We start from the raw sequence: 19,430 nt of genomic DNA, 5'->3' as shown, positions 1-19,430 counted from the left end.
CATTAATCTATATGATTTTTACAACAAGCAATATCATTTTGAACATCTTCAAGCACCACATCAAACATGGTTAATAAATCACGTACTAGTTGATTACGCACGCGGTAATATACATATTTTCCATCTTGTCTCCCGACAATAAGCCCACAACCTTTTAAGCACGCCAAATGCTGTGATATGTTCGATTGATTGCCATTTAAATCGTCAACAATTTGAGAAACTGTTTTTTCCTCAGTTTTTATACTTTCGAGTATTTGAATTCTGGTTTTATGTGAAAAGCCGTGCAAGAACTTCATTTTTGTATCAATATCGACTTTTAACAAGTAAGTACCCTCCTTATATTAGACATCACTAATATGTTCTGATATTATCATATTAGCAATCACTAATATGTGTGTCAAACTTTCAATTGTGAAAAGTATTTGAACAATATAGGATTAAGCCTTACACATAAAAGTTTGATGGTAAAATGAAATTTACTAAAGAATAGGTAGGTGCATTGATGAAAAATAATAATTCCCCATTTAAATTTGTTGTAATTATCACATTAGTTATTGTTGCATTAATAGTTGCTTTGGTCGTTATCAATAACAATAATTCTGAATCAAATGAAGAAACAACTTTTGACAAACAACCAACAATAGATGGACAACCTACGTTAGGTGATTTAGATGCCCCTGTAACAGTAGTGGAATTTGGTGATTTTAAATGTCCTTCATGTAAAGCATGGGGGGAAAATATTTACCCACAATTAGTAAGTGATTACGTTGACACAGGGAAGGTTAAATTCTCGTTTATAAATGTTTTATTTCACGGTGAAGAATCGAAGTTGGCGTCATTAGCTGCGGAATCAGTTTACAAACAAAATCCTGAAGCATACTGGGAATTTCATAAAGCGCTCTTTAAGGAACAACCAAGTGTGAATCATGACAGTAGTTGGGTTACAACAGAAAAGATTCTTGAAGTAGCAAGTGGAGTGTCAGGCATTGATACGGATAAATTAAAAACGGCAATTGAAAGCAATTCCGAAATGAATGAAGTCAATAAGGATACAGAATTGGTAACAGAATTCGATGTCCAACTAACACCAACTATTATGGTTAATGAAACAATGATTGAAGACCCTTTTGACTATGAAGCAATTAAAAAAGCTATAGATGACGCTTTAGAGGAAGATTAGGATTATGAAGAAAGTAGATATTTCTCAGCTATCACTTTATGTTGCTTGGCTAGTTTCGGTTGTTGCAACACTTGGGAGCCTTTACTTTAGTGAAATAAGAGGGTTTGTTCCATGTGAACTTTGCTGGTATCAGCGTATTCTGATGTATCCATTATCTTTATTACTTGGAATAGCAACATTTCAAAATGACCGGTCTGTTAAGAAGTATGTGTTACCAATGGCCATCATCGGCTGGTCTATTTCACTCTTTCACTATTTAGAGCAAAAAGTTCCGGGTTTTGCAGCAATTAAGCCATGTGCCAATGGCGTTCCATGTAGTGCCGAGTATATTAATTTGCTTGGATTTATTACAATACCATTTTTAGCATTCGTTGGTTTCACTCTAATTATCGTATTTATGCTATTTATTAAGAACCCAAAGAAAAACCAATAATAAATAGAGGTGCAATTCCATATAAACATGAATTGCACCTCTTTTCATTTACTTTTTATACCTTCTTATACTTCTACCCTACTGAACCCCTAACATTATTCCAACGTACACGGATAGGACCATTAATAACGCAGAGAATGTTGAAATAAAAACGGAATTCCTTTTAATAGCAGCAAAAATGGTTAATACCATAAATAATAACCCTAATCCAAATAACAAGTAACTTTCCATTCCAAAGGATACTGTTACATTAAAGGTGTCTGAACTACTAGCATTTTGTATTACATTTACAATTTCCCCATCATATATAGCTTCAAAAAGTGGTGAAGCACCTTCCGTTATTAACAGCATATAGATTTGATGTGGCGGCCATGACTGTCCCATAAATGCAGTCAATCCAAACACAATTAGTGCATAAGCACTTTCTGCTCTCGCCCATTTTAGAGGATTGAATGATTCCTGATTATTTTTTCGCCTAAATAGAATCCCATTAATGAATGCAAATAGAATTAATGAAATAATAAATATATGTTTTAATAAAAGTGCTTGTCCATAATTTACAATAAGGCCATTCTGGTATTCTTGTAAAACAGTTGCATTTGGATCGTCGTATGAATTAATATCAATCTCCATTGTAAAGTAACCAGCCACAATAGTAATAGCAAGACAGATGATAGCAACAGGAGTAAACCACTTAAGAAATGCTGACCAATTATTTTTATTTTTGGAGAACCAACTTACAACAAATAAAATACCAATCCAAATGGTTACCGCAAGAAAATGTAGTGAATGGAAAAGAAATCCTTGCCATTCTGTAATTGTTGCGGCATGGCTGGATCTTGTATAACCGAGAAGCATTAGCAAAGTAAGAACAAGAGCCCATGTTATTAAATGTGTTTTTGATTTGAAGTTTTTGGCAAATAATACACAAATTAAAATAATTGATACAAAAGTCATGAACAACCATGCTTTTCCTATTTCAAAGGTAAATACAACGTTTTTTATAACTAACCAAAAGTCATAATCACCAGCCAATATTATGGCGGTTTGGAAAACTGGTAGGAAAGCTGCAATAGGTATTATACCTGCGACTATATAAAGAACTTTCTTTGGTATATATATAGTTGGTCTTTTATTTTCTGAAACTAAGGATAGAATAAAATATCCGATTAGTAAGGAAAAACAAATATACAACAAAAACTCAGTTAGTGAAATTAATAGCATAAAGCACCTCCCTCTTATTTCTTCCGTTTACCAATTATCATCCATACTATTAATAATATGCCAAAGATAAATAGGAAAATAATAATTACAGATACCACAGAAGATTGCTCACTCTCATCGTCTGTTTGTTGTTCTGTCGAGGTTTGCTTCTCTGAATCTTGATTTAATTCATTTCCATTTGCCTCTTCACCATTAAGTTCCTCATTATTTGAACTACTATCAGTTTGTTCATCTTTGGTTTGGACTCCATTGTCCTCAGACTGATTATTTTCAGATCCCTTTACAGTAAAAGAATATTGATTTTCAATAAGATGACCGTCTGCTCCAACTATTTTCCAATTTACTTGATAAGTACTTGCTTCAAGTGCGTCCTGAAATGCTGCTTTTAACACATTATCCGTTATCTCAACAGACGAAGGTTGAATTTCCTTCCCAGTATCATTTACAAGGGAGAGAGTACTCCCGTTTTCAATTTTAGTGTTAAATGATAACTCTATACTATCTATACTTTCTTCTAGTTGTTCTCCATCTGTTGGTGTTGCTTTTTCTAGAACAGAATGTGCACTAGCCATACTAAATGGGATAATACTAAATAAAATTATTACAACTAACAATAGATAAATCCCTCTTACTTTAACCATATAATCTTCCTTTCCCTAAGTAATTTAAATTACCTTCATCAGAATCATATCATTAACTGAATAAAAGATAATTAGTCTGTCTCAATTGTAAGTAAATCGTCAATAATATAACTATAATTAGTGATATAGATTATTGACAAAAAGTAAGCCCCCATTAAGTTAAATGGAAGCTGATTAGTATATAGAATTTTTAATGATTTCTAATGTTGATGGTCATGGTCATGGGATTCATGATCGTTTTGACACATTAATGAGTCTTCGTGAGGGTGATCATTATTTTCCATCTGAATGGTCACATGACCAATACCTTTGTGCTCTAATTCATGCTCTATTGTTCTCAATATTTTTTGACTTTCAAGAACTGATAAATTCCCGTCTACCACCGCATGGCATGAGAGAGCATTTTGTCCACTGGTAATACTCCAAACGTGTAAGTCATGAATACTTAATACACCTGTAACATTCTCCATTATTTTTATAATGTTGTCCAAATCAACATTTTTGGGAGTACCCTCCATTAATACGTGTACAGCATCTTTCGTCACTCGCCAACCACTTATTAACACAAGAATTGCTACAATAACGCTCGCTAGTGGATCAGCCCAACCCCATCCAAAGAACATTATTAACAATGCTGCAGTAACTGCGCCAACAGAACCAAGTAAATCCCCTAACACATGAAGAAAGGCTGCACGTAAGTTTAAATTTTCTTCTGTATCACCACGCATTAATATCCATGCAACAAAGATATTTACCAATAAACCGATAGAAGCAATAATTAGCATTCCAGTCGATGCAACTTCAGGTGGTTCTGTAAAGCGGTGATAAGCTTCATAAAATATATAGATGGAAATTAATATGAGTGTGACCCCGTTAAATACAGCTGCTAATATTTCAAATCGTTTATATCCATAAGTTTTACTGTAATTAGCCACTTTTCCCCCAAGTGTAAAGGCCAATAATCCGACTCCAAGTGATACGGAGTCACTTAACATATGTCCTGCATCAGATAATAACGCAAGACTATTGGTAATGAATCCGCCAATCGCTTCAATAATCATATAACCTGTAATAATGATAAAACTAATCATTAACGCCTTTTTGTTTGCTCCATGTGTATGGTCATGTCCATGATCGTGTCCCAATTGTAAAACCTCCTACTTTTAATTTGTATGTGGTATATATTTATACATGTTCATATAACAATATTAATGACGCAAATTATTTTTTCTTAACCTTTATTATTGGTTATGGAATACTAATTATGACAAGCGTGTTCTATAGTTTGCCTTAACATATTCATTACGTGCTCATCATCATGAGAGTAATATAATGTTGTCCCTTCCCTACGATATTTGACTAAGCGTAAATTTTTCAAAAAACGTAATTGATGTGAAACAGTCGATTGTCTAAGGTGTAAGGTTTCTGAAATTCCATTTACAGAGAATTCTTTATGAAACAATAAGTTAAGAATCCGTATTCTGGTTGGATCTCCTAATGCTTTAAAAGTTTGCGATACTACAAATAATGTTTCTTCATCCAAGTCCTTATTGTCTATTTCTGCACGTTCCTTGTTATCTTCCATAGCAGTTTCCCCCTTGTAAAATTTATATGTATATAAGCCGAGTAAAAATTAGATTAAGTAGACTATATTATAATCCAACCGATATATGCATATATTAGTATATGTTCATATTTTATATATATCAAATACGATTGTCAATTAGTATTATAAATAAACAGTATAATCATTAGTCGATAACAATATAAAATAAGAGACAACCTTTTTTAGGGAGCGATTATATGGGTACAGCTTGGATAATTAGTGCGTTCGCCTCCGCTCTTGGCATTAGTATTGGTGGTGGACTTGCATGGATAATGAAGGGATTCCAACGAGGATTTGGCTTTATTTATTCATTATGCGCTGGTCTTATAGTTGGATTATTATTTCTTGAAATGATTCCTGAAAGTATTGAGTTAGGTGGTTGGATAATTCTCGCCATTGGAATTGCAATTGGCTTGCTACTATTTCAATACATTCATCAATTGATGGATAAAATTACGATCATCACAGATAGTCATCAAAAAGACATTTTTGTTCGTTCTGGGGTGCTTTTAGCCTTTAGCATTGCGTTTCACAATTTCCCAGTTGGTATTGTGCTTGGACCAACAATGGGTACGGATATAGGTGGTCTAATGCTAACAACACTTGTGTTACATAACATACCAGAGGGGATAATTGTCTTTACTCCATTGTTTCTAGCTGGATTTGGCATATTTACTTGTGTTTTTATTACTGCCATTATTACACTACCAATTGCTTTAGGAACATTGCTAGGACAATCATTCAATTTAGGAATTCCTTCCTTACTTGCATTTATGATAAACCTCTCCATTGCTATCATTTTTATGGTTGCAGTAAAAGAGATTTTCGGGGAAGCAGTTAGGAATTCTACTTTATTATTTTCCTTAGTGATTGGGCTGTTTGGATTTGGAATTATTTATTTGTACATGAACTTTTCACTTTAAGGAAAAAAATGTTACGCCTTTCATTGTAAACATACCTTGATGAATAAATTATTCATTAATGCAAATCCTAAATATTCAGTAGTTTCTATCATAAAAGGAATGACCCACCCAATCGGATATGTACTTGACCTTAGCACTTTTTTCCTCTAAGCGAACCCGCATAGAAAGGTTGTATTGTATAACAAAAGTGGTAACTGCGGTCATAATGTAATAAAATAACCCATCTCTTCTACCTATGACTAGAGAGATAGGTTATTTTTGTTACTATCTATTCGTTATCCACATGATTTTATGCTTCCACGAAGTCCTTATTCTTGATCAGTACTAGTACCTTCACCAATTGTTATAGATTTTTTAGGCATTGTATGTAAATCTCTTGCCGTCGTATGAGCATACATTTCATAGATCCCCTCAGTATCAAAGGATACTTCAGCAGTATACGTGCCATCCCCATTATTATTGGATTTAATCTTTGTACTATCTTCTTCGTTTCCTTTTTCCCAGTATTCAAATTCGACTTCATCCGCATCTTTCACTTTTTCATCGCCATATGAAACGATTGCCTTCAATTCTATTGTTTCGCCAATATCAGCTTTTTCTGGAACTTGGAATTCAACTTCAAGCATTTTTAGTTCGTCTGTTTCCTGATTATTCCCATCTTCAGATCCATTACTACATGCTGCTAATAATCCTATTAATAAAACTAACATTAATAAACATATTTTTATTCTCATTCTTATAATCCTCCGATTTTGAATCATTGATTATTTAAGTACTACTTTAAGATCATTAATAATTTGTTCTATCGACTCAGATTCGACACCTTTGTAATTTTTAACGACTTCCCCTTCTGGATTTACTAAATAAAATCTAGTACCATGCATTACTTGGTCAGAACCTTCTGGTGGCTTTTCTAGAGCGGACTGAAATGATTTTACCGATAGCTCTTTTATAGTTTGAAAATCATATCCAGTCAAAAAGGTCCAATTCTCCAAATCAGCCTGATAACTTTCTGCATATTCCTTTAAAACTTCAGGTGTGTCGTACTTAGGGTCAACACTGAATGATATAAGTTGAGCACCCAAATTTTCTTCTCTCATTTTGTCCTGAATTTTAGACATATTAGATGTCATTGGTAAGCAGACAGTTGTGCAGTTTGTAAATATAAAATCTGCAATCCACCACTCACCTTTCAATTCTTCTAAGGCTAGTGCTTCTTTGTCTTGAGTTGTAAACTCAAAGTCCATAACTTCTTTTGACATATTTGTTTCAAGTTCTTCACCACAAGCAACTAGGAAAATGATAAGAACAATCATTAGAACTAGTAGTCGTTTCAATAAACCCCCATCCTTTCTAACATTTATCAATTTACAAGTAGCTAATAATATTATTTTTCAGTCCAGTTGGTAACAGCCGATTTATCCCCCTTACCAATTTGATTAGACTTTTACCAAAATGTATCAGTATTAGGTTAACTAATCAATGGTTTTAATGTGAAAGGTTTGTGAAAACATGTCTAAATAAATTAAATTTCACCAAATGTTTAAAAAGGTATAGATTACAACATAAAAAGTGTTCTACCTTAAGATTGTCATGATAAATTCATTCCAAGAGATTAATACCGAGGTTTCGAAAAGTAGAAAATTTAAACTTAATCATCCCCCCTTCAACTACAGGGTTTTGATAAATTGAATATTTAGCACAAAAGACCTATTAGGTCTTTTTTTCATACATTAGTCAGATAAGGATAGAATAAGGTTAAATTTAATAGGTCAGGAGTGTTAGAATGGAGGGACAGTTTTTATCCTTCGAAGATCTAAGTGTTATTATAACCGCTGTAATTATCGGGACACTGGCAAGAGTATGGGTTTTAAAAGAAGACTATAGACAATATCCAAGTTATCCAAATGGATACTTAATTCACGTTATTACTGGTTTTGTTGCGGCCGCATTAGGGGCAGTTGCCATACCAGCATTAATCAGTAAGAACTTCGTTGCTGTTACTTTTCTTACATTGGCATTACAACAATTTAGAGATGTAAGGAAAATGGAGAAAGAAAGTCTAAGTGATTTGGAAAACACAGAATACACATATCGTGGAACGGCTTATATCGACGGGATTGCTAAAACTTTTGAATCCCGTAACTACATTGCTTTTATTACTGCATTTTTTGTTTCATTAACAACAACCATAATGCCATTAAATTTATGGATAAATATTATTGCTGGCATATTAGTCGGAGTAGCTGTTGTATTTTTTCTAAAGAATTTCACAAAAGGAAAAAGTATTGGAGACATTGCACAGGTTAAAGAAGGTAAAATTGAAGTCAAAGATTCTAGCCTCTTTGTGGATGGGATTTATGTTAGTAACCTTCTAGGTACAGATAACGCTAAAAAATTGTTCAAAGAAGAAGGCATGGCTGTTGTCATTCATCCTAATGAAAATCATTATCGAATCAACTTAGACAATTTTGGTCAACGGCAAGCAGCCCTATTTGAGGCAACAAGAGCGCTAGGTAATAAGCGTTATCACTTTACTAGGAAGGATTATGAACAAGGCAGAGTTGTCATTTGTCTTGTTCCAATTAAGCAAGATATTGATGCTTTAATAGAAGTAGTTAAAAAATGCCCTTTACTTGAAAGTTCTAAGAAGTCCCATAGCGTTATGAAAACAAACCTGAAGGGAGAATAAGAAATGGGAAGAGAATCAACCATGAAGCCTGATTATAGGATTCTTGCATATATAACAAGGGAAAAAGAGCGAGTTTTGACAAGTAATTGTCTAACTCTTTTTGCTGATTCAGAGGAATCCTGTAAAGAAATGACTGTTGATATTGCAAAGGCAATGAAAGCGGATGTTGTACAATTAACAAACGGAGACTATATGATATTACGAGTGTAGAAGCTAATTATATTCGGTATGGGGCTTAGCCATTACTGACCAGTCCCATCCGAAATACTTATTTTCTTTACTATTTCCCTAGTATGATAAATGAAACCACCTACAATAACTAAACAGAGTATCATGGCAAATATAAATTCAAGAAAATGCCCTCCAATAACAGAGCTTGCTTTTACATCTCCACTTGAAGTACTTTTCTCATTATTTTTTTGCTCTTTGCCAGCTGTCCCAACGTTTTCAATTTTATTTAAAGGATATGAAGATACTACACTTCCGTCTTGGGTTATTATTTCTAAAATTCCTTCATCACTAACTTTCTTGCTTAACTTTTCATTTATAGAATGAGTATAATAATTTCCTTGGTTGTCCTATACTCCTGATTACCAACCGTAAATATATTCCCTTCCTCAATCCTAGATGTTTCAAAGTTATTAAACCCATAGTCTAGTAGACTTATAGTATCTGTGTATGCGGCTGATTGAATATAACTGTTCAATGTGATTACGATTAGACTCAAATTGTCTCTTTTGGCTGTAGTTGCTAGTGTAAAACCAGATTGGTTAACAAAACCCGTCTTTCCACCTGTAATCCCTTCATAAGGCATTTCTCTCATTAATTTGTGATGCGTATAAAGTGTGGTGTCCCATGAATTACCGTCCCATTTCAACTCTTTTGTACCAAATATCTCTCGAAATGTCTCATTTTTTATAGCATATTGGGTTATTTTGGCCAAATCCTCTGCAGTAGTAACGTGTTTAGGCTCATAAAGACCATGTGGGTTCTCAAAATGTGTATTCTTTACACCAACTATATCTTGTAAATATTTGTTTATATCAGATGAAAAACCTTCAACACTACCACTCATGTGTTCTGCAATTGCTACTCCAGCGTCATTGCCAGAGTTTATTAGTAATCCTTGTATTAGTGTTCTTAGAGTTACCTCTTCTCCTTCCTCTAAATAGACTCTAGTACCTTCTATATCTCTAGCATTTTCACTTACTTTTACTACATCATCAAGATTACCAGTTTCAATAGCATAAATCGCAGTTGCAATCTTCGTTAAACTTGCAGGATACATCTCCTTATTACCACTTTTTTCATAAAGAACAGTACCCGTTTGGGAATCTATCATAATTGCAGCTTCACTAACTAATTTAGGAGGAGTATTATTAGATTCAGCATGGGATTTAGACATGAATAGAATATTCATGGAAACAATAAATACAATAAATATTACAAATTTATTCACTATTTTACACCTACTAACAATAAATGATGCTTTTCCTTGTTACATTTTAAATTATTTTTGATTAGGAATTATTGATTTTTATTAAATGAGTCAATTTCATAATTGCTCTTTTTAAAAATACAAAGACCAACAGAATTTCTAATTGTATTTTTAAAAACAGAAATCATGCAGCTTGTTGGTTTAATTGTGCATTAATACGATCCGCAGCTAATTTTGATGCATTGTAAATAAGCGTTACCATGTCAAAATGAATTTTTGCGCGTTCCCCAGTACGATAACGAACATTGTTAAGTTGAAAGAATTCCTTAAGATATGCATTGACCCGTTCAACGGCCGTACGACGTTTAAAAGTGGTTTTCCAAGCTTTAGATCCACGGGCTGGTGCTGTGTACCTTCGAAGGTCTTGGGTTATTTTAACCTTATAAACCTTTTGACAAATACCTTCATTAGCTAATGGACAGTCATTACATTCTTTTGGTCTCGTGTATTTCAGGGTTTCATATTTAGCGTCAAAACTGTCATAGCGATAGGAATGCTCACGAAAACAAGTTGGGGCAAAATATTTATCGAAACCAATTGGCTCTCCTTCATTTCGCTTATTATAAGCTATCACGGATTGTTGTCCCATTTGATGAACCTGTTCGTATATTGGGTCATAATCATAACCGGCGTCCATTGTTTGATAACGCAACGATGGGAGGGGAAGTTGTTCATGAATCCCCTTCAGTAATGGAATAGCTGCCTTTCCGTCATTTAGACTGCCTGAAGAAAAAAGTGACTGTAAAATGTATTGACTCGATGTGCCAACAGCCAAGTGTCCTTTGTAGCCAAACCAAAAGACATTTTTACCCTCTGAGTTCTTTTTCACACCCCATTTTGGGTCTTGAGGAACCTCAGCACGTAGCTCAGCTAAAGACACATCTAACTGAGCTTCAATCTTCTTTTCATAAAGAGGCAGATTGGCTTCCTTTTCAGCTTGTTCTTTTAGCCACCCGTCACGCTCTTCTTTCGATTTGCGACCGCGTTTCTTAGGTTCGGGTTTTGGCTTTTCTACTTTTGACGGTGCTTGATCACGTGCTTCAAAATGAGTTGCGTCGATGGCAACTGTATCATCCATGATAAAACCTTCTGCGATTGCTTGAAGGACAACTTTTTCTTGTTCTTTCTCAAAGATGTTACATTCCTTTAATTTTGTTACAAGTCGAGAATAAGACGCTTCAGACGGTATGTCGTCGGAAACTAGAAACCCACAGTTTAACTTAAATGCGATATCATCATGAAGTCGTTTAATAAGATCCTTAATTGTTGGGATACGTTCAATATATCTCACAAAAGTAGAAATAATCATGGCTGCATAATTTAGTTCTTCTGGCGCACCAAGTCGTGATTTTTTGGTTACTTCACGATAAATTGCATCCAAATCTAAAGCTGAAATAATCGCTTCATATTTTTGGGTAGGTTCCATGTCGTATAATTCTTGGATGCTAAATAAGCTAGTTTGTCGTATAATGGTCAAAGGGAGCACTCCTTCTGTCTTTTTTGGTTGTTTTGGTCAACTACCATTATACAAGATTTGGGGAGGTGCTTCCTTTTTTATGTTTTAAATCCCTTGTCATACAAGGGCTAAGAATTATGAAATTCATTCAAATGTAATATTTTTTTAACATTGTTAGTAATCCGTAATAAACTAATACGAAAAAGAACCTACCTATATTTTTGATAAATACAAGTAGGGCTAGTGTGTCTGCTTAATGTGTTAAACAAGGGAAATTTCATTTTAGTTATAATAATAGAAAAAGCATTTGCAAAAGAAGCCCGAATTATGAGAGGCTATTTTTCTAATAACAAAGTCAACTGTAACATATATTTTATAATTATTTATATGAAAAGATTACCCAGCACAACAAGACAGTTTAGAAACATCTTTATCAAGCGTAAGTGCTACTAATTTCAACCCTTCTGCCATTGTTAAGTATGGTGCTAGGCAATCTTTTAAATCTTCAACAGTCAACCCAAATTTGACTGCTAATGTTGCTGCATAAATCACATCCTCTGCATTTTCAGCCACAATGTGAGCTCCCAATACCTTTAATGTATTAGCATCTATAACTAATTTAAACACACCAGTGGTTTCCCGATTAACAATTGCTCTTGGAACGGCATCCAAAGGTAATGTAGACGTTTTAACATCATATCCCTTTTCCTTTGCTTGTTCTTCAGTTAAACCAACTGTTGCAATCGAAGGATTGGTAAACGTTACACCGGGTACAACTGATAAATCTACTTTTTTGTTTAACCCACCAATAGCATTGTCTGCGACTATTCCCCCTATATATGCTGCAACATATACAAACTGTGGTCCCAGTGTTACGTCACCTGCCGCATAAATCTTTTCGTTACTTGTCCTAGCATAATCATTTATCAAGATTTCATTTCTTTTTCCGACCTCCACCCCGGCTGCACTTAAATTTAAAGAATCCGTATTTGGTTTTCTTCCTGCTGCAACTAATAACTGATCAGATTCAACAACTTTTTTCTTTCCGTTTACCGTTACATGTACCTTTTTGATTTCTTCAACTTGTTCAACACGCTCAAAAGTTACCCCTTTTTCAAGGTTTATGCCCTGTTCAAGTAACGCTTTTTCCACTACTTCTGAAATCTCTGGGTCATAATCTTTTAAGAGGCGCTCACTTCTTTGTAATATAGTAACTTCAGAGCCTAAATTATGAAAAAGTTGGCCTAATTCCAATCCGATATACCCAGAGCCTATTACAGTTAAGTGTTTGGGTACTTTCTTTAATTCGAGAATTGTTGTACTTGTTAAATAATCAATTTCTTTAAGTCCTGAAATTGAAGGTATAGACGGAGAAGCACCTGTTGCAATTAAAAAGCGTTTTGCAGTAAGTATCTTTCCATTTACTTCAACTGTATTTTCATCTATAAACTTTGCCTCCCCCTTTATTAAATCAAATCCATATTCATCAATTAAATCTAAGTATTTCTGTTTACGTAGTTTATTTACTAACTCATCCTTTTGCTCCACTAAAGTTGCCAATTCCACTTCTCCGGCATTAGTATTTAAACCAGTAAAAGGATTTGTCTTTGCAAACTGATTAATATCCCCAGCTCTTAGAAGGGTTTTGGATGGAACACAACCAATATTTACACACGTTCCCCCAATAATTCCACGTTCAATCATTCCAACCTTTGCACCGTATTCCACGGCTTTAATTGCGGCAGAAAAAGCAGCGCTACCGGAACCAATAATAATTAAACCGTAATCACTGTCATTATCTAAAACTACCTTTTCCTGTAACGATACTTCTTCGACTTCTCCAGGCTGATAATTAGCATCCTTAATTGCATTTTTAGCACTATTAACTCCGATATTAAGGGGTAATTCAAATATTACTTCACCATTACGAAAACTGGCTTCAATGTTTTTAGCACCTATATTTTCAAGTGATGATATAACATGTTTTTCACAACCCGTACAAGTCATTCCCTGAATCTCTAGTTTGAATTTCCTCATTATAATTCTCCTTTCTTTAATCCACAATTAACATTTCAATTATTGGACACTCATGTAATTGCTTTACATCTGGACATCGTTGTTTTAAATCTTTTAACATAGTTTCAACTCTCTTTAGATCCTCTATTTGTTTTTGAAGTTCTTCTTCTTTTTGAGAAACAAAATCATACATACCTTGGCAGCGAATATTATCTTGATCTATAACCCCTAGCAATTTATATATCTCACTTAATGAAAAACCAAGCTCTTGTACACGCTTGATGAACCGCACCCTTTTAACATCATCACTTGAATATATCCGATAACCTGTACTCGTTCTAGATGGTTCCTGTAATAAGTTCTTACGCTCATAATATCTAATGGTTTCTTTATTAACACCGCAATTCTCTGCAAATTCGCTAATTTTATAACTCAATTTATTCACCCCATAATAAGAATAAACCGTGTACTAAGGTACACGGTCAAGTATAATATACGATTAATGTTTCAACTATTTGAACTAAAAAGAATGTGTTTTCAGGCAACTATTGCTTACCTTCCTTTGTAGCCACTATTTATCTGCTACTATTTCTTTTTTGTATTCTTTTTCTTCTTCGTTTCTACATCCTCATATCGCTTGGAAACAGTTTTATAGCGATAAACGATAAGAATAATAGCCCCAACAATTAGTAATATAGAAATAAACTGTGCGGTACGAAGGTTACCAACAATATATAAGCTATCTGTACGCATACCTTCTATGAAGAATCGTCCGACAGAATATGTGGCTAGGTATGTTAAAAATACTGTACCACGAATTGGATTTTTTCGACGTAACCATAGTAATAGTATAAGGACGAGGATATTCCAAATTGATTCATATAGAAATGTTGGAAAATATACAGTACCATCAATCCACATTTGATCCATTATAAAATCAGGTAGAACGGCATAATGCATCTCAAGTATGCCTTGATCCATTATTGGACCACCATGTGCCTCTTGATTCATGAAGTTACCCCAGCGACCAATTGCTTGCCCAAGTATCAAACTTGGAGCAGCAACATCGGCTAATTTCCAGAACGGAATCTTTTTTACACGAGCAAATACAACTGCAGTCAATACAGCACCAATCAGTGCCCCATGGATGGCAATGCCCCCTTCCCAAACAGCAAATACTTTCCACCATGGTCCACCTGCGTAACGTTCCCATTCAAAGGTTACATAATAAATCCTCGCAAATAAAATCGAAATTGGAATTGCGAAAACTACTAAATCAACAAATATATCCTTTTTAAGTCCTAATCGTTCAGATTCTTTCATGGCAATATAGAGACCTAGGAACGCCCCGATTGCAATAATTACCCCATACCAATAGATTGTAAATGTCCCAACTTGTAGAAAGACACGATCAAGTGTAGATGCATCATAATTCATATACTCACTCCTATTCCTGTCCCTTTTCTTGGACAATCTTATTTGTTAGAAGTTCAGAAAATACTTCTGATATAGTCAAACATTAAAATATTTTATGTATACAATACTTTATAAAAAAAGCTGATTTCACAAGAGGAAATCAGCTTTAATCTCTTCATGTTAGGCTACAACATCATAGCCTTGATCCTCAATTGCATTTCGCAAGGATTCTAATGTCACTTTAGATTCATCATAAGATACGGTTACATTACCAGTAGTTAAATCTACCTCAACATTAGATACTCCTTCTAATTCATTAAGGGCACCTTCTACTGACATTTTGCAATGTCCGCATGTCATACCTTTTACATCTAACGTCAACGTTTGCATGTTTTTTCACCTCCTTTTAAAGTTTTTGATTACAACTTGACTCTCTTCAATCGAAGCGAGTTAGAAACTACACTTACCGAACTCAATGCCATTGCAGCTCCAGCAACCCATGGCGCAAGTAATCCCACTGCTGCAACTGGAATTCCTGCTGTATTGTATCCGAAAGCCCAGAAAAGGTTTTGTCGGATATTTTTAATCGTTGCATGGCTGATTTTAATTGCTTTCGGTATGAGCAATAGCTCTCCACCAAGAATCGTAAGGTCAGCAGCTTCAATTGCTACTTCTGTACCAGTTCCAATGGCAATTCCAATATCTGCAGTTACTAATGCTGGTGCATCGTTCACACCGTCGCCAACCATTGCTACCTTTTTACCCTTACTTTGAATTTCTTTGATTTTATCAGCTTTTTCTTCAGGTAACACCCCGGCAATTACTTTGTCGATTCCTACTTGTTCTGCTATTGCTTGAGCCGTTCTTTCGTTATCCCCTGTTAACATGATAACTTCTAAGCCCTGTTCCTTTAGCTGCCTAATTGCTTCAGGTGCAGTCTCCTTGATAGTATCTGCTACCGCAACAATTCCGCGATATTTTCCATCAATAGCAATTAACATCGCTGTTTTTCCTTCGACTTCGTAATTGACCAGTTCTTGTTCAGCACCACCAACATCGACTTGGTGATCTTGCATTAACTTTCGATTCCCAACAAGAACTTGTTTTCCAGCGAGTCTAGCATCAATACCATGTCCAGGTATTGCATCAAATTCATCCACTTCCACAAAATCAATACCTTTTTCTGTTGCGTGTGCAACAATTGCTCCTGCAAGTGGATGTTCAGAACCTTTCTCAGCACTAGCTAATAGTTGTAATGTTTCATCATCACCAGTAAAATCCGTTACCTCTGGTTTACCTTTAGTGATGGTTCCTGTTTTATCAAGAACAATTGCCTCTAACTGATGCGTTCTCTCTAGATGTTCTCCACCTTTAAAAAGTATTCCGCTCTCTGCGGCTTTACCTGTCCCAACCATAATCGATGTTGGTGTTGCGAGTCCTAACGCACAAGGACATGCAATAACAAGCACAGCAATTGCTGAAACTAAGGCAGGTTCAATTTGGCCGGGTTGGACAAACGCTATCCATACAATAAATGTTAGAATAGCAATCACTACTACAATCGGTACGAAATAGCCAGAAATAATATCAGCTAAACGTTGAATTGGTGCTTTCGATCCTTGTGCTTCTTCCACAACTTTAACAATCGATGCTAGGGCGGTATCTTTACCTACTTTTGTTGCTTCCATTTCAATAGAACCATTTTTGTTGATTGTAGAGCCAATTAGGCTAGCGTCTAATTCTTTTTCAATTGGAATGGATTCCCCTGTAATCATCGATTCATCGACAGATGTTCTCCCCTTTACAACGATACCGTCTACAGGTATCTTCTCTCCTGGTTTTACAACTAATCGATCACCAACGACAACTTCGCTTGCAGGAATCATAATTTCCTCGTCATTTCTAATTACACGAGCTTCTTTTGCCTGTAAATTAAGTAATGAGGAAAGTGCATTCGTCGTCTGGCTTTTTGCTCTCATTTCTAAATATTTACCAAATACAATCAGGGTGATTAGTACAGCACTTGTTTCAAAATATAAATGTGGCATATATTCTGTATTGCCTATGGTCTTAAATGCTTCATATAGACTATAGAAATAAGCAGCACTTGTACCTAATGCAACAAGCACATCCATGTTCGCTCCACCATTGCGTAGATTCTTATAGGCTCCTATATAAAATTGCCATCCAATGATAAATTGAACGGGTGTTGCTAAAGCAAATTGGAACCATGGATTCATGAATATGTCGGGTAAACCCCAACCGAAGAAATGAACAAACATGGTTAATAATAATGGGAAAGAAAGGATGGCAGAAATAATTAGCTTATTTTTTTGCCGTTTTAACTCCTTCTCTTTATGTGACTGCTTTTCTTTGTTTTCTGCTTTTGGCTTTGCATCATAGCCAATATTTTTGATTTTCTTAATCAAGGCTTCTACATCGACTAATCCAGGATTATATTCAATCGCTGCACTTTCTGTTGTTAAATTTACGGATGCCTTTGAAACGCCTTCTTGTTTGTTCAGAACCTTTTCTATACGAGTAGAACAAGCTGCACAAGTCATTCCAAACACATCTAGATCAACTTTCTCTTTTAAAACTCCATAACCGATATTCTCAATTTTCTTTGTAATATCATCAAGAGAAGATTTTTCTGGATTGTAATTAACAGATGCCTTTTCTGTAGTTAAATTAACCTGTGCTTCCACGCCATCTATTTTATTTAATGTTTTTTCAATACGATTGGAACAAGCAGCACAAGTCATACCTGTTATTCCAAGTGTTGCATGATTTTTCTCACTCACAGTAGTTCCCTCCTTACTTGGAAAATTGTTTTAAAACTTCCATTAATTCCTCAATAGTTTCCTTACCTTCACCTTGTCTAACCGCATCACTGACACAATGATTGATATGGCGTTCTGTGACAGCAAACCCCACATTTTTCAAGGCAGATTGAATAGCACTAATTTGTACTAATATATCTACACAATAACGATCTTCCTCTACCATTTTTTGTATCCCGCGAACTTGCCCTTCAATTCGCTTCAAACGATTGATGACAGCTTGCTTTTCATTTTTCGTTCTTGGTGTTGTAGGATGTTCATGTAAGAATTTATCCAAATGAATCACTTCCTTATATTTTATATTTATACTATACCCCCCTATCGTATAGTTGTCAAATGAAAAGCGTAATATTTTTTATGGTTTTGATCAAAGTTAAATTAATATGTAGGCATTTTGTAGATAAGTGAATTTTAGAGTTTATTAAAGTATTACCATTGCATGGCTACCTGTCTTCCCATAAATTTCAAAAAATTGATCTGAATCATATACTACTTGTCCTCTTAATGGATCCATTGCATAGACAATCTCCTCACTGAATCCAGTTAGAACAACTGTGTGTGAATTAGTAGGCACTTGAAGTATTTCATTGGTTCCTTTTATATACCAAGAAAAATTTTTATTTGGTTCCGATAAGTCTCTTGTCGTCCATACTATTACTGGCGTGCCTTCTTTAAGATACTTCAAAATCTCATCGCGTGTGCTTCCACTAATATCTTTTGAATTGTTTTTTCCATCGTTGCTCTGGATGAATTCATTTGCAGTTCGAACAATCGGAGGTGCATAACTAAAGAATCCACTATTACTACTCGGGTCACCAGCATATGCATCGTATGGATTTACACCAAACAATTTATTATTTTTTTGTGAAAAAGGGACTTTAGGTAAATATTTTTCTGCAAGCTCCATTTTAGTTGTCTTATAGCCATAATAATCAAGTACAGAAGCTAAAGCTGTAACTTCACACCCATTAGGTAATTCTGGATACTGCAATATCGTATCTAAAGACAATTGAAGATTAGTAATGATTATTTCTTTATCTTCTGTTCGTTCATAATCTTTAATATAGCTTGGGACATCATTATTAATTGTAACCCGATCATTTTTCTCACTAAATTCCACTACATATTGTTCCTTATTTAATACATAGGGCTCCATTACATTAGTTTGGGTTATTTTATATGTTTTATCAAAATAAAGTAAATTGGATATCGCCATACCACTAGAGTCTGTATATAATACTTCGACAATATTATCTGTCTCCAAATCTATTATTCTAAATTCACTGTTTTTAATCGGGAATCCATTTTTTGCATCAACGCTAAAAATCTTTAATTTACCTTGATCTTTATCAAGAAATTCATAAATTGTATCGTAAAGTTTATTACTATGTATGCTTATTAAAATAATTAGAGAAGATAGTAAAAAAATGATAGTTGAGTTCCTTAATATCAACTTTTTTACTACTTTTTTTCGATTCATCGTCTCCACCCCTGAAACCATC

The 19,430-nt window shown here is 34.6% G+C and carries 21 protein-coding genes; 5 read left to right on the top strand and 16 right to left on the bottom strand.

Annotated features, from left to right (window positions below; all coding sequences use genetic code 11):
• Positions 1-2: 2 nt before the first annotated feature.
• A complete protein-coding gene (locus tag D8M05_RS14375; protein WP_379543224.1) occupies positions 3-296 on the bottom strand; it encodes an ArsR/SmtB family transcription factor in 294 nt (97 codons plus the stop codon).
• Between the two features lie 206 nt (positions 297-502).
• Between D8M05_RS14375 and D8M05_RS14370 the strand changes: the two genes are divergently transcribed.
• A complete protein-coding gene (locus tag D8M05_RS14370) occupies positions 503-1,180 on the top strand; it encodes a DsbA family protein (RefSeq protein WP_121132980.1) in 678 nt (225 codons plus the stop codon).
• Positions 1,181-1,184: 4 nt separating this feature from the next.
• Positions 1,185-1,613: a disulfide oxidoreductase gene (locus tag D8M05_RS14365; protein ID WP_121132978.1), complete on the top strand. Its 429-nt coding sequence runs from the start codon at positions 1,185-1,187 to the stop codon at positions 1,611-1,613.
• 78 nt (positions 1,614-1,691) lie between these two features.
• On the opposite strand, the gene D8M05_RS14360 is transcribed toward D8M05_RS14365, so the two are convergent.
• The 4 genes from D8M05_RS14360 to D8M05_RS14345 all read right to left on the bottom strand — a co-directional run bounded on the left by D8M05_RS14360 (position 1,692) and on the right by D8M05_RS14345 (position 5,063).
• Positions 1,692-2,837, bottom strand: a complete 1,146-nt coding sequence (locus D8M05_RS14360; RefSeq protein WP_121132976.1) for a copper resistance D family protein — start codon at positions 2,835-2,837, stop codon at positions 1,692-1,694.
• 14 nt (positions 2,838-2,851) lie between these two features.
• The gene (locus D8M05_RS14355) at positions 2,852-3,478 is read right to left on the bottom strand and encodes a copper resistance CopC family protein (RefSeq protein WP_121132974.1); all 627 of its coding nucleotides are present in this window, start codon (positions 3,476-3,478) and stop codon (positions 2,852-2,854) included.
• Positions 3,479-3,678: 200 nt separating this feature from the next.
• Positions 3,679-4,623: a cation diffusion facilitator family transporter gene (locus D8M05_RS14350; protein WP_281271920.1), complete on the bottom strand. Its 945-nt coding sequence runs from the start codon at positions 4,621-4,623 to the stop codon at positions 3,679-3,681.
• 113 nt (positions 4,624-4,736) lie between these two features.
• Entirely contained in the window at positions 4,737-5,063 is a 327-nt protein-coding gene (locus D8M05_RS14345) for an ArsR/SmtB family transcription factor (RefSeq protein ID WP_121132972.1), read from the bottom strand.
• A 218-nt stretch (positions 5,064-5,281) separates the two neighbouring features.
• Here D8M05_RS14345 and D8M05_RS20600 point away from each other — a divergent pair, with 218 nt between their 5' ends.
• Positions 5,282-6,007 carry a ZIP family metal transporter gene (locus D8M05_RS20600; protein ID WP_245985384.1) on the top strand — a complete coding sequence of 242 codons (726 nt, stop codon included), beginning with the start codon at positions 5,282-5,284 and terminating at the stop codon, positions 6,005-6,007.
• Positions 6,008-6,315: 308 nt separating this feature from the next.
• On the opposite strand, the gene D8M05_RS14335 is transcribed toward D8M05_RS20600, so the two are convergent.
• On the bottom strand, positions 6,316-6,741 hold the full coding sequence (locus D8M05_RS14335) for a FixH family protein (protein ID WP_121132970.1): 426 nt from the start codon (positions 6,739-6,741) through the stop codon (positions 6,316-6,318).
• A gap of 30 nt (positions 6,742-6,771) precedes the next feature.
• Positions 6,772-7,344 (bottom strand): SCO family protein, encoded by a 573-nt coding sequence (locus D8M05_RS14330; protein WP_281271919.1) that lies wholly within the window; start codon positions 7,342-7,344, stop codon positions 6,772-6,774.
• 449 nt (positions 7,345-7,793) lie between these two features.
• Here D8M05_RS14330 and D8M05_RS14325 point away from each other — a divergent pair, with 449 nt between their 5' ends.
• Together D8M05_RS14325 and D8M05_RS14320 are read left to right on the top strand one after the other, a co-directional pair.
• Positions 7,794-8,699, top strand: a complete 906-nt coding sequence (locus D8M05_RS14325) for a YIEGIA family protein (RefSeq protein WP_121132968.1) — start codon at positions 7,794-7,796, stop codon at positions 8,697-8,699.
• 3 nt (positions 8,700-8,702) lie between these two features.
• Positions 8,703-8,909 carry a capping complex subunit for YIEGIA gene (locus D8M05_RS14320; protein ID WP_121132966.1) on the top strand — a complete coding sequence of 69 codons (207 nt, stop codon included), beginning with the start codon at positions 8,703-8,705 and terminating at the stop codon, positions 8,907-8,909.
• A gap of 334 nt (positions 8,910-9,243) precedes the next feature.
• Here the strand turns inward: D8M05_RS14320 and D8M05_RS14315 are convergent, their stop codons facing one another.
• The 9 genes from D8M05_RS14315 to D8M05_RS14275 form a co-directional block, all read right to left on the bottom strand.
• On the bottom strand, positions 9,244-10,158 hold the full coding sequence (locus D8M05_RS14315; RefSeq protein WP_342772265.1) for a D-alanyl-D-alanine carboxypeptidase family protein: 915 nt from the start codon (positions 10,156-10,158) through the stop codon (positions 9,244-9,246).
• A gap of 163 nt (positions 10,159-10,321) precedes the next feature.
• Positions 10,322-11,674 (bottom strand): IS1182 family transposase, encoded by a 1,353-nt coding sequence (locus D8M05_RS14310; RefSeq protein WP_121132964.1) that lies wholly within the window; start codon positions 11,672-11,674, stop codon positions 10,322-10,324.
• Positions 11,675-12,049: 375 nt separating this feature from the next.
• Positions 12,050-13,690 carry a mercury(II) reductase gene (merA, locus tag D8M05_RS14305; protein WP_121132962.1) on the bottom strand — a complete coding sequence of 547 codons (1,641 nt, stop codon included), beginning with the start codon at positions 13,688-13,690 and terminating at the stop codon, positions 12,050-12,052.
• A 16-nt stretch (positions 13,691-13,706) separates the two neighbouring features.
• Complete coding sequence (gene merR, locus D8M05_RS14300; RefSeq protein ID WP_047984060.1) at positions 13,707-14,105, bottom strand: mercury resistance transcriptional regulator MerR; 399 nt, start codon at positions 14,103-14,105, stop codon at positions 13,707-13,709.
• Positions 14,106-14,254: 149 nt separating this feature from the next.
• The gene (gene lgt, locus D8M05_RS14295; RefSeq protein WP_121132960.1) at positions 14,255-15,106 is read right to left on the bottom strand and encodes a prolipoprotein diacylglyceryl transferase; all 852 of its coding nucleotides are present in this window, start codon (positions 15,104-15,106) and stop codon (positions 14,255-14,257) included.
• A gap of 159 nt (positions 15,107-15,265) precedes the next feature.
• Positions 15,266-15,475 carry a copper chaperone CopZ gene (gene copZ, locus D8M05_RS14290; RefSeq protein ID WP_121132958.1) on the bottom strand — a complete coding sequence of 70 codons (210 nt, stop codon included), beginning with the start codon at positions 15,473-15,475 and terminating at the stop codon, positions 15,266-15,268.
• Positions 15,476-15,504: 29 nt separating this feature from the next.
• Positions 15,505-17,889: a heavy metal translocating P-type ATPase gene (locus D8M05_RS14285; RefSeq protein WP_121132956.1), complete on the bottom strand. Its 2,385-nt coding sequence runs from the start codon at positions 17,887-17,889 to the stop codon at positions 15,505-15,507.
• Positions 17,890-17,902: 13 nt separating this feature from the next.
• A complete protein-coding gene (locus D8M05_RS14280) occupies positions 17,903-18,205 on the bottom strand; it encodes a metal-sensing transcriptional repressor (RefSeq protein WP_121132954.1) in 303 nt (100 codons plus the stop codon).
• 144 nt (positions 18,206-18,349) lie between these two features.
• Entirely contained in the window at positions 18,350-19,408 is a 1,059-nt protein-coding gene (locus D8M05_RS14275; RefSeq protein WP_183072808.1) for a C39 family peptidase, read from the bottom strand.
• Between the last annotated feature and the right edge of the window lie 22 nt (positions 19,409-19,430).

Source organism: Oceanobacillus bengalensis, assembly GCF_003628445.1.
Lineage (GTDB): Bacteria > Bacillota > Bacilli > Bacillales > Amphibacillaceae > Oceanobacillus > Oceanobacillus bengalensis.
This window is presented reverse-complemented; position numbering and strand designations above follow the sequence as displayed.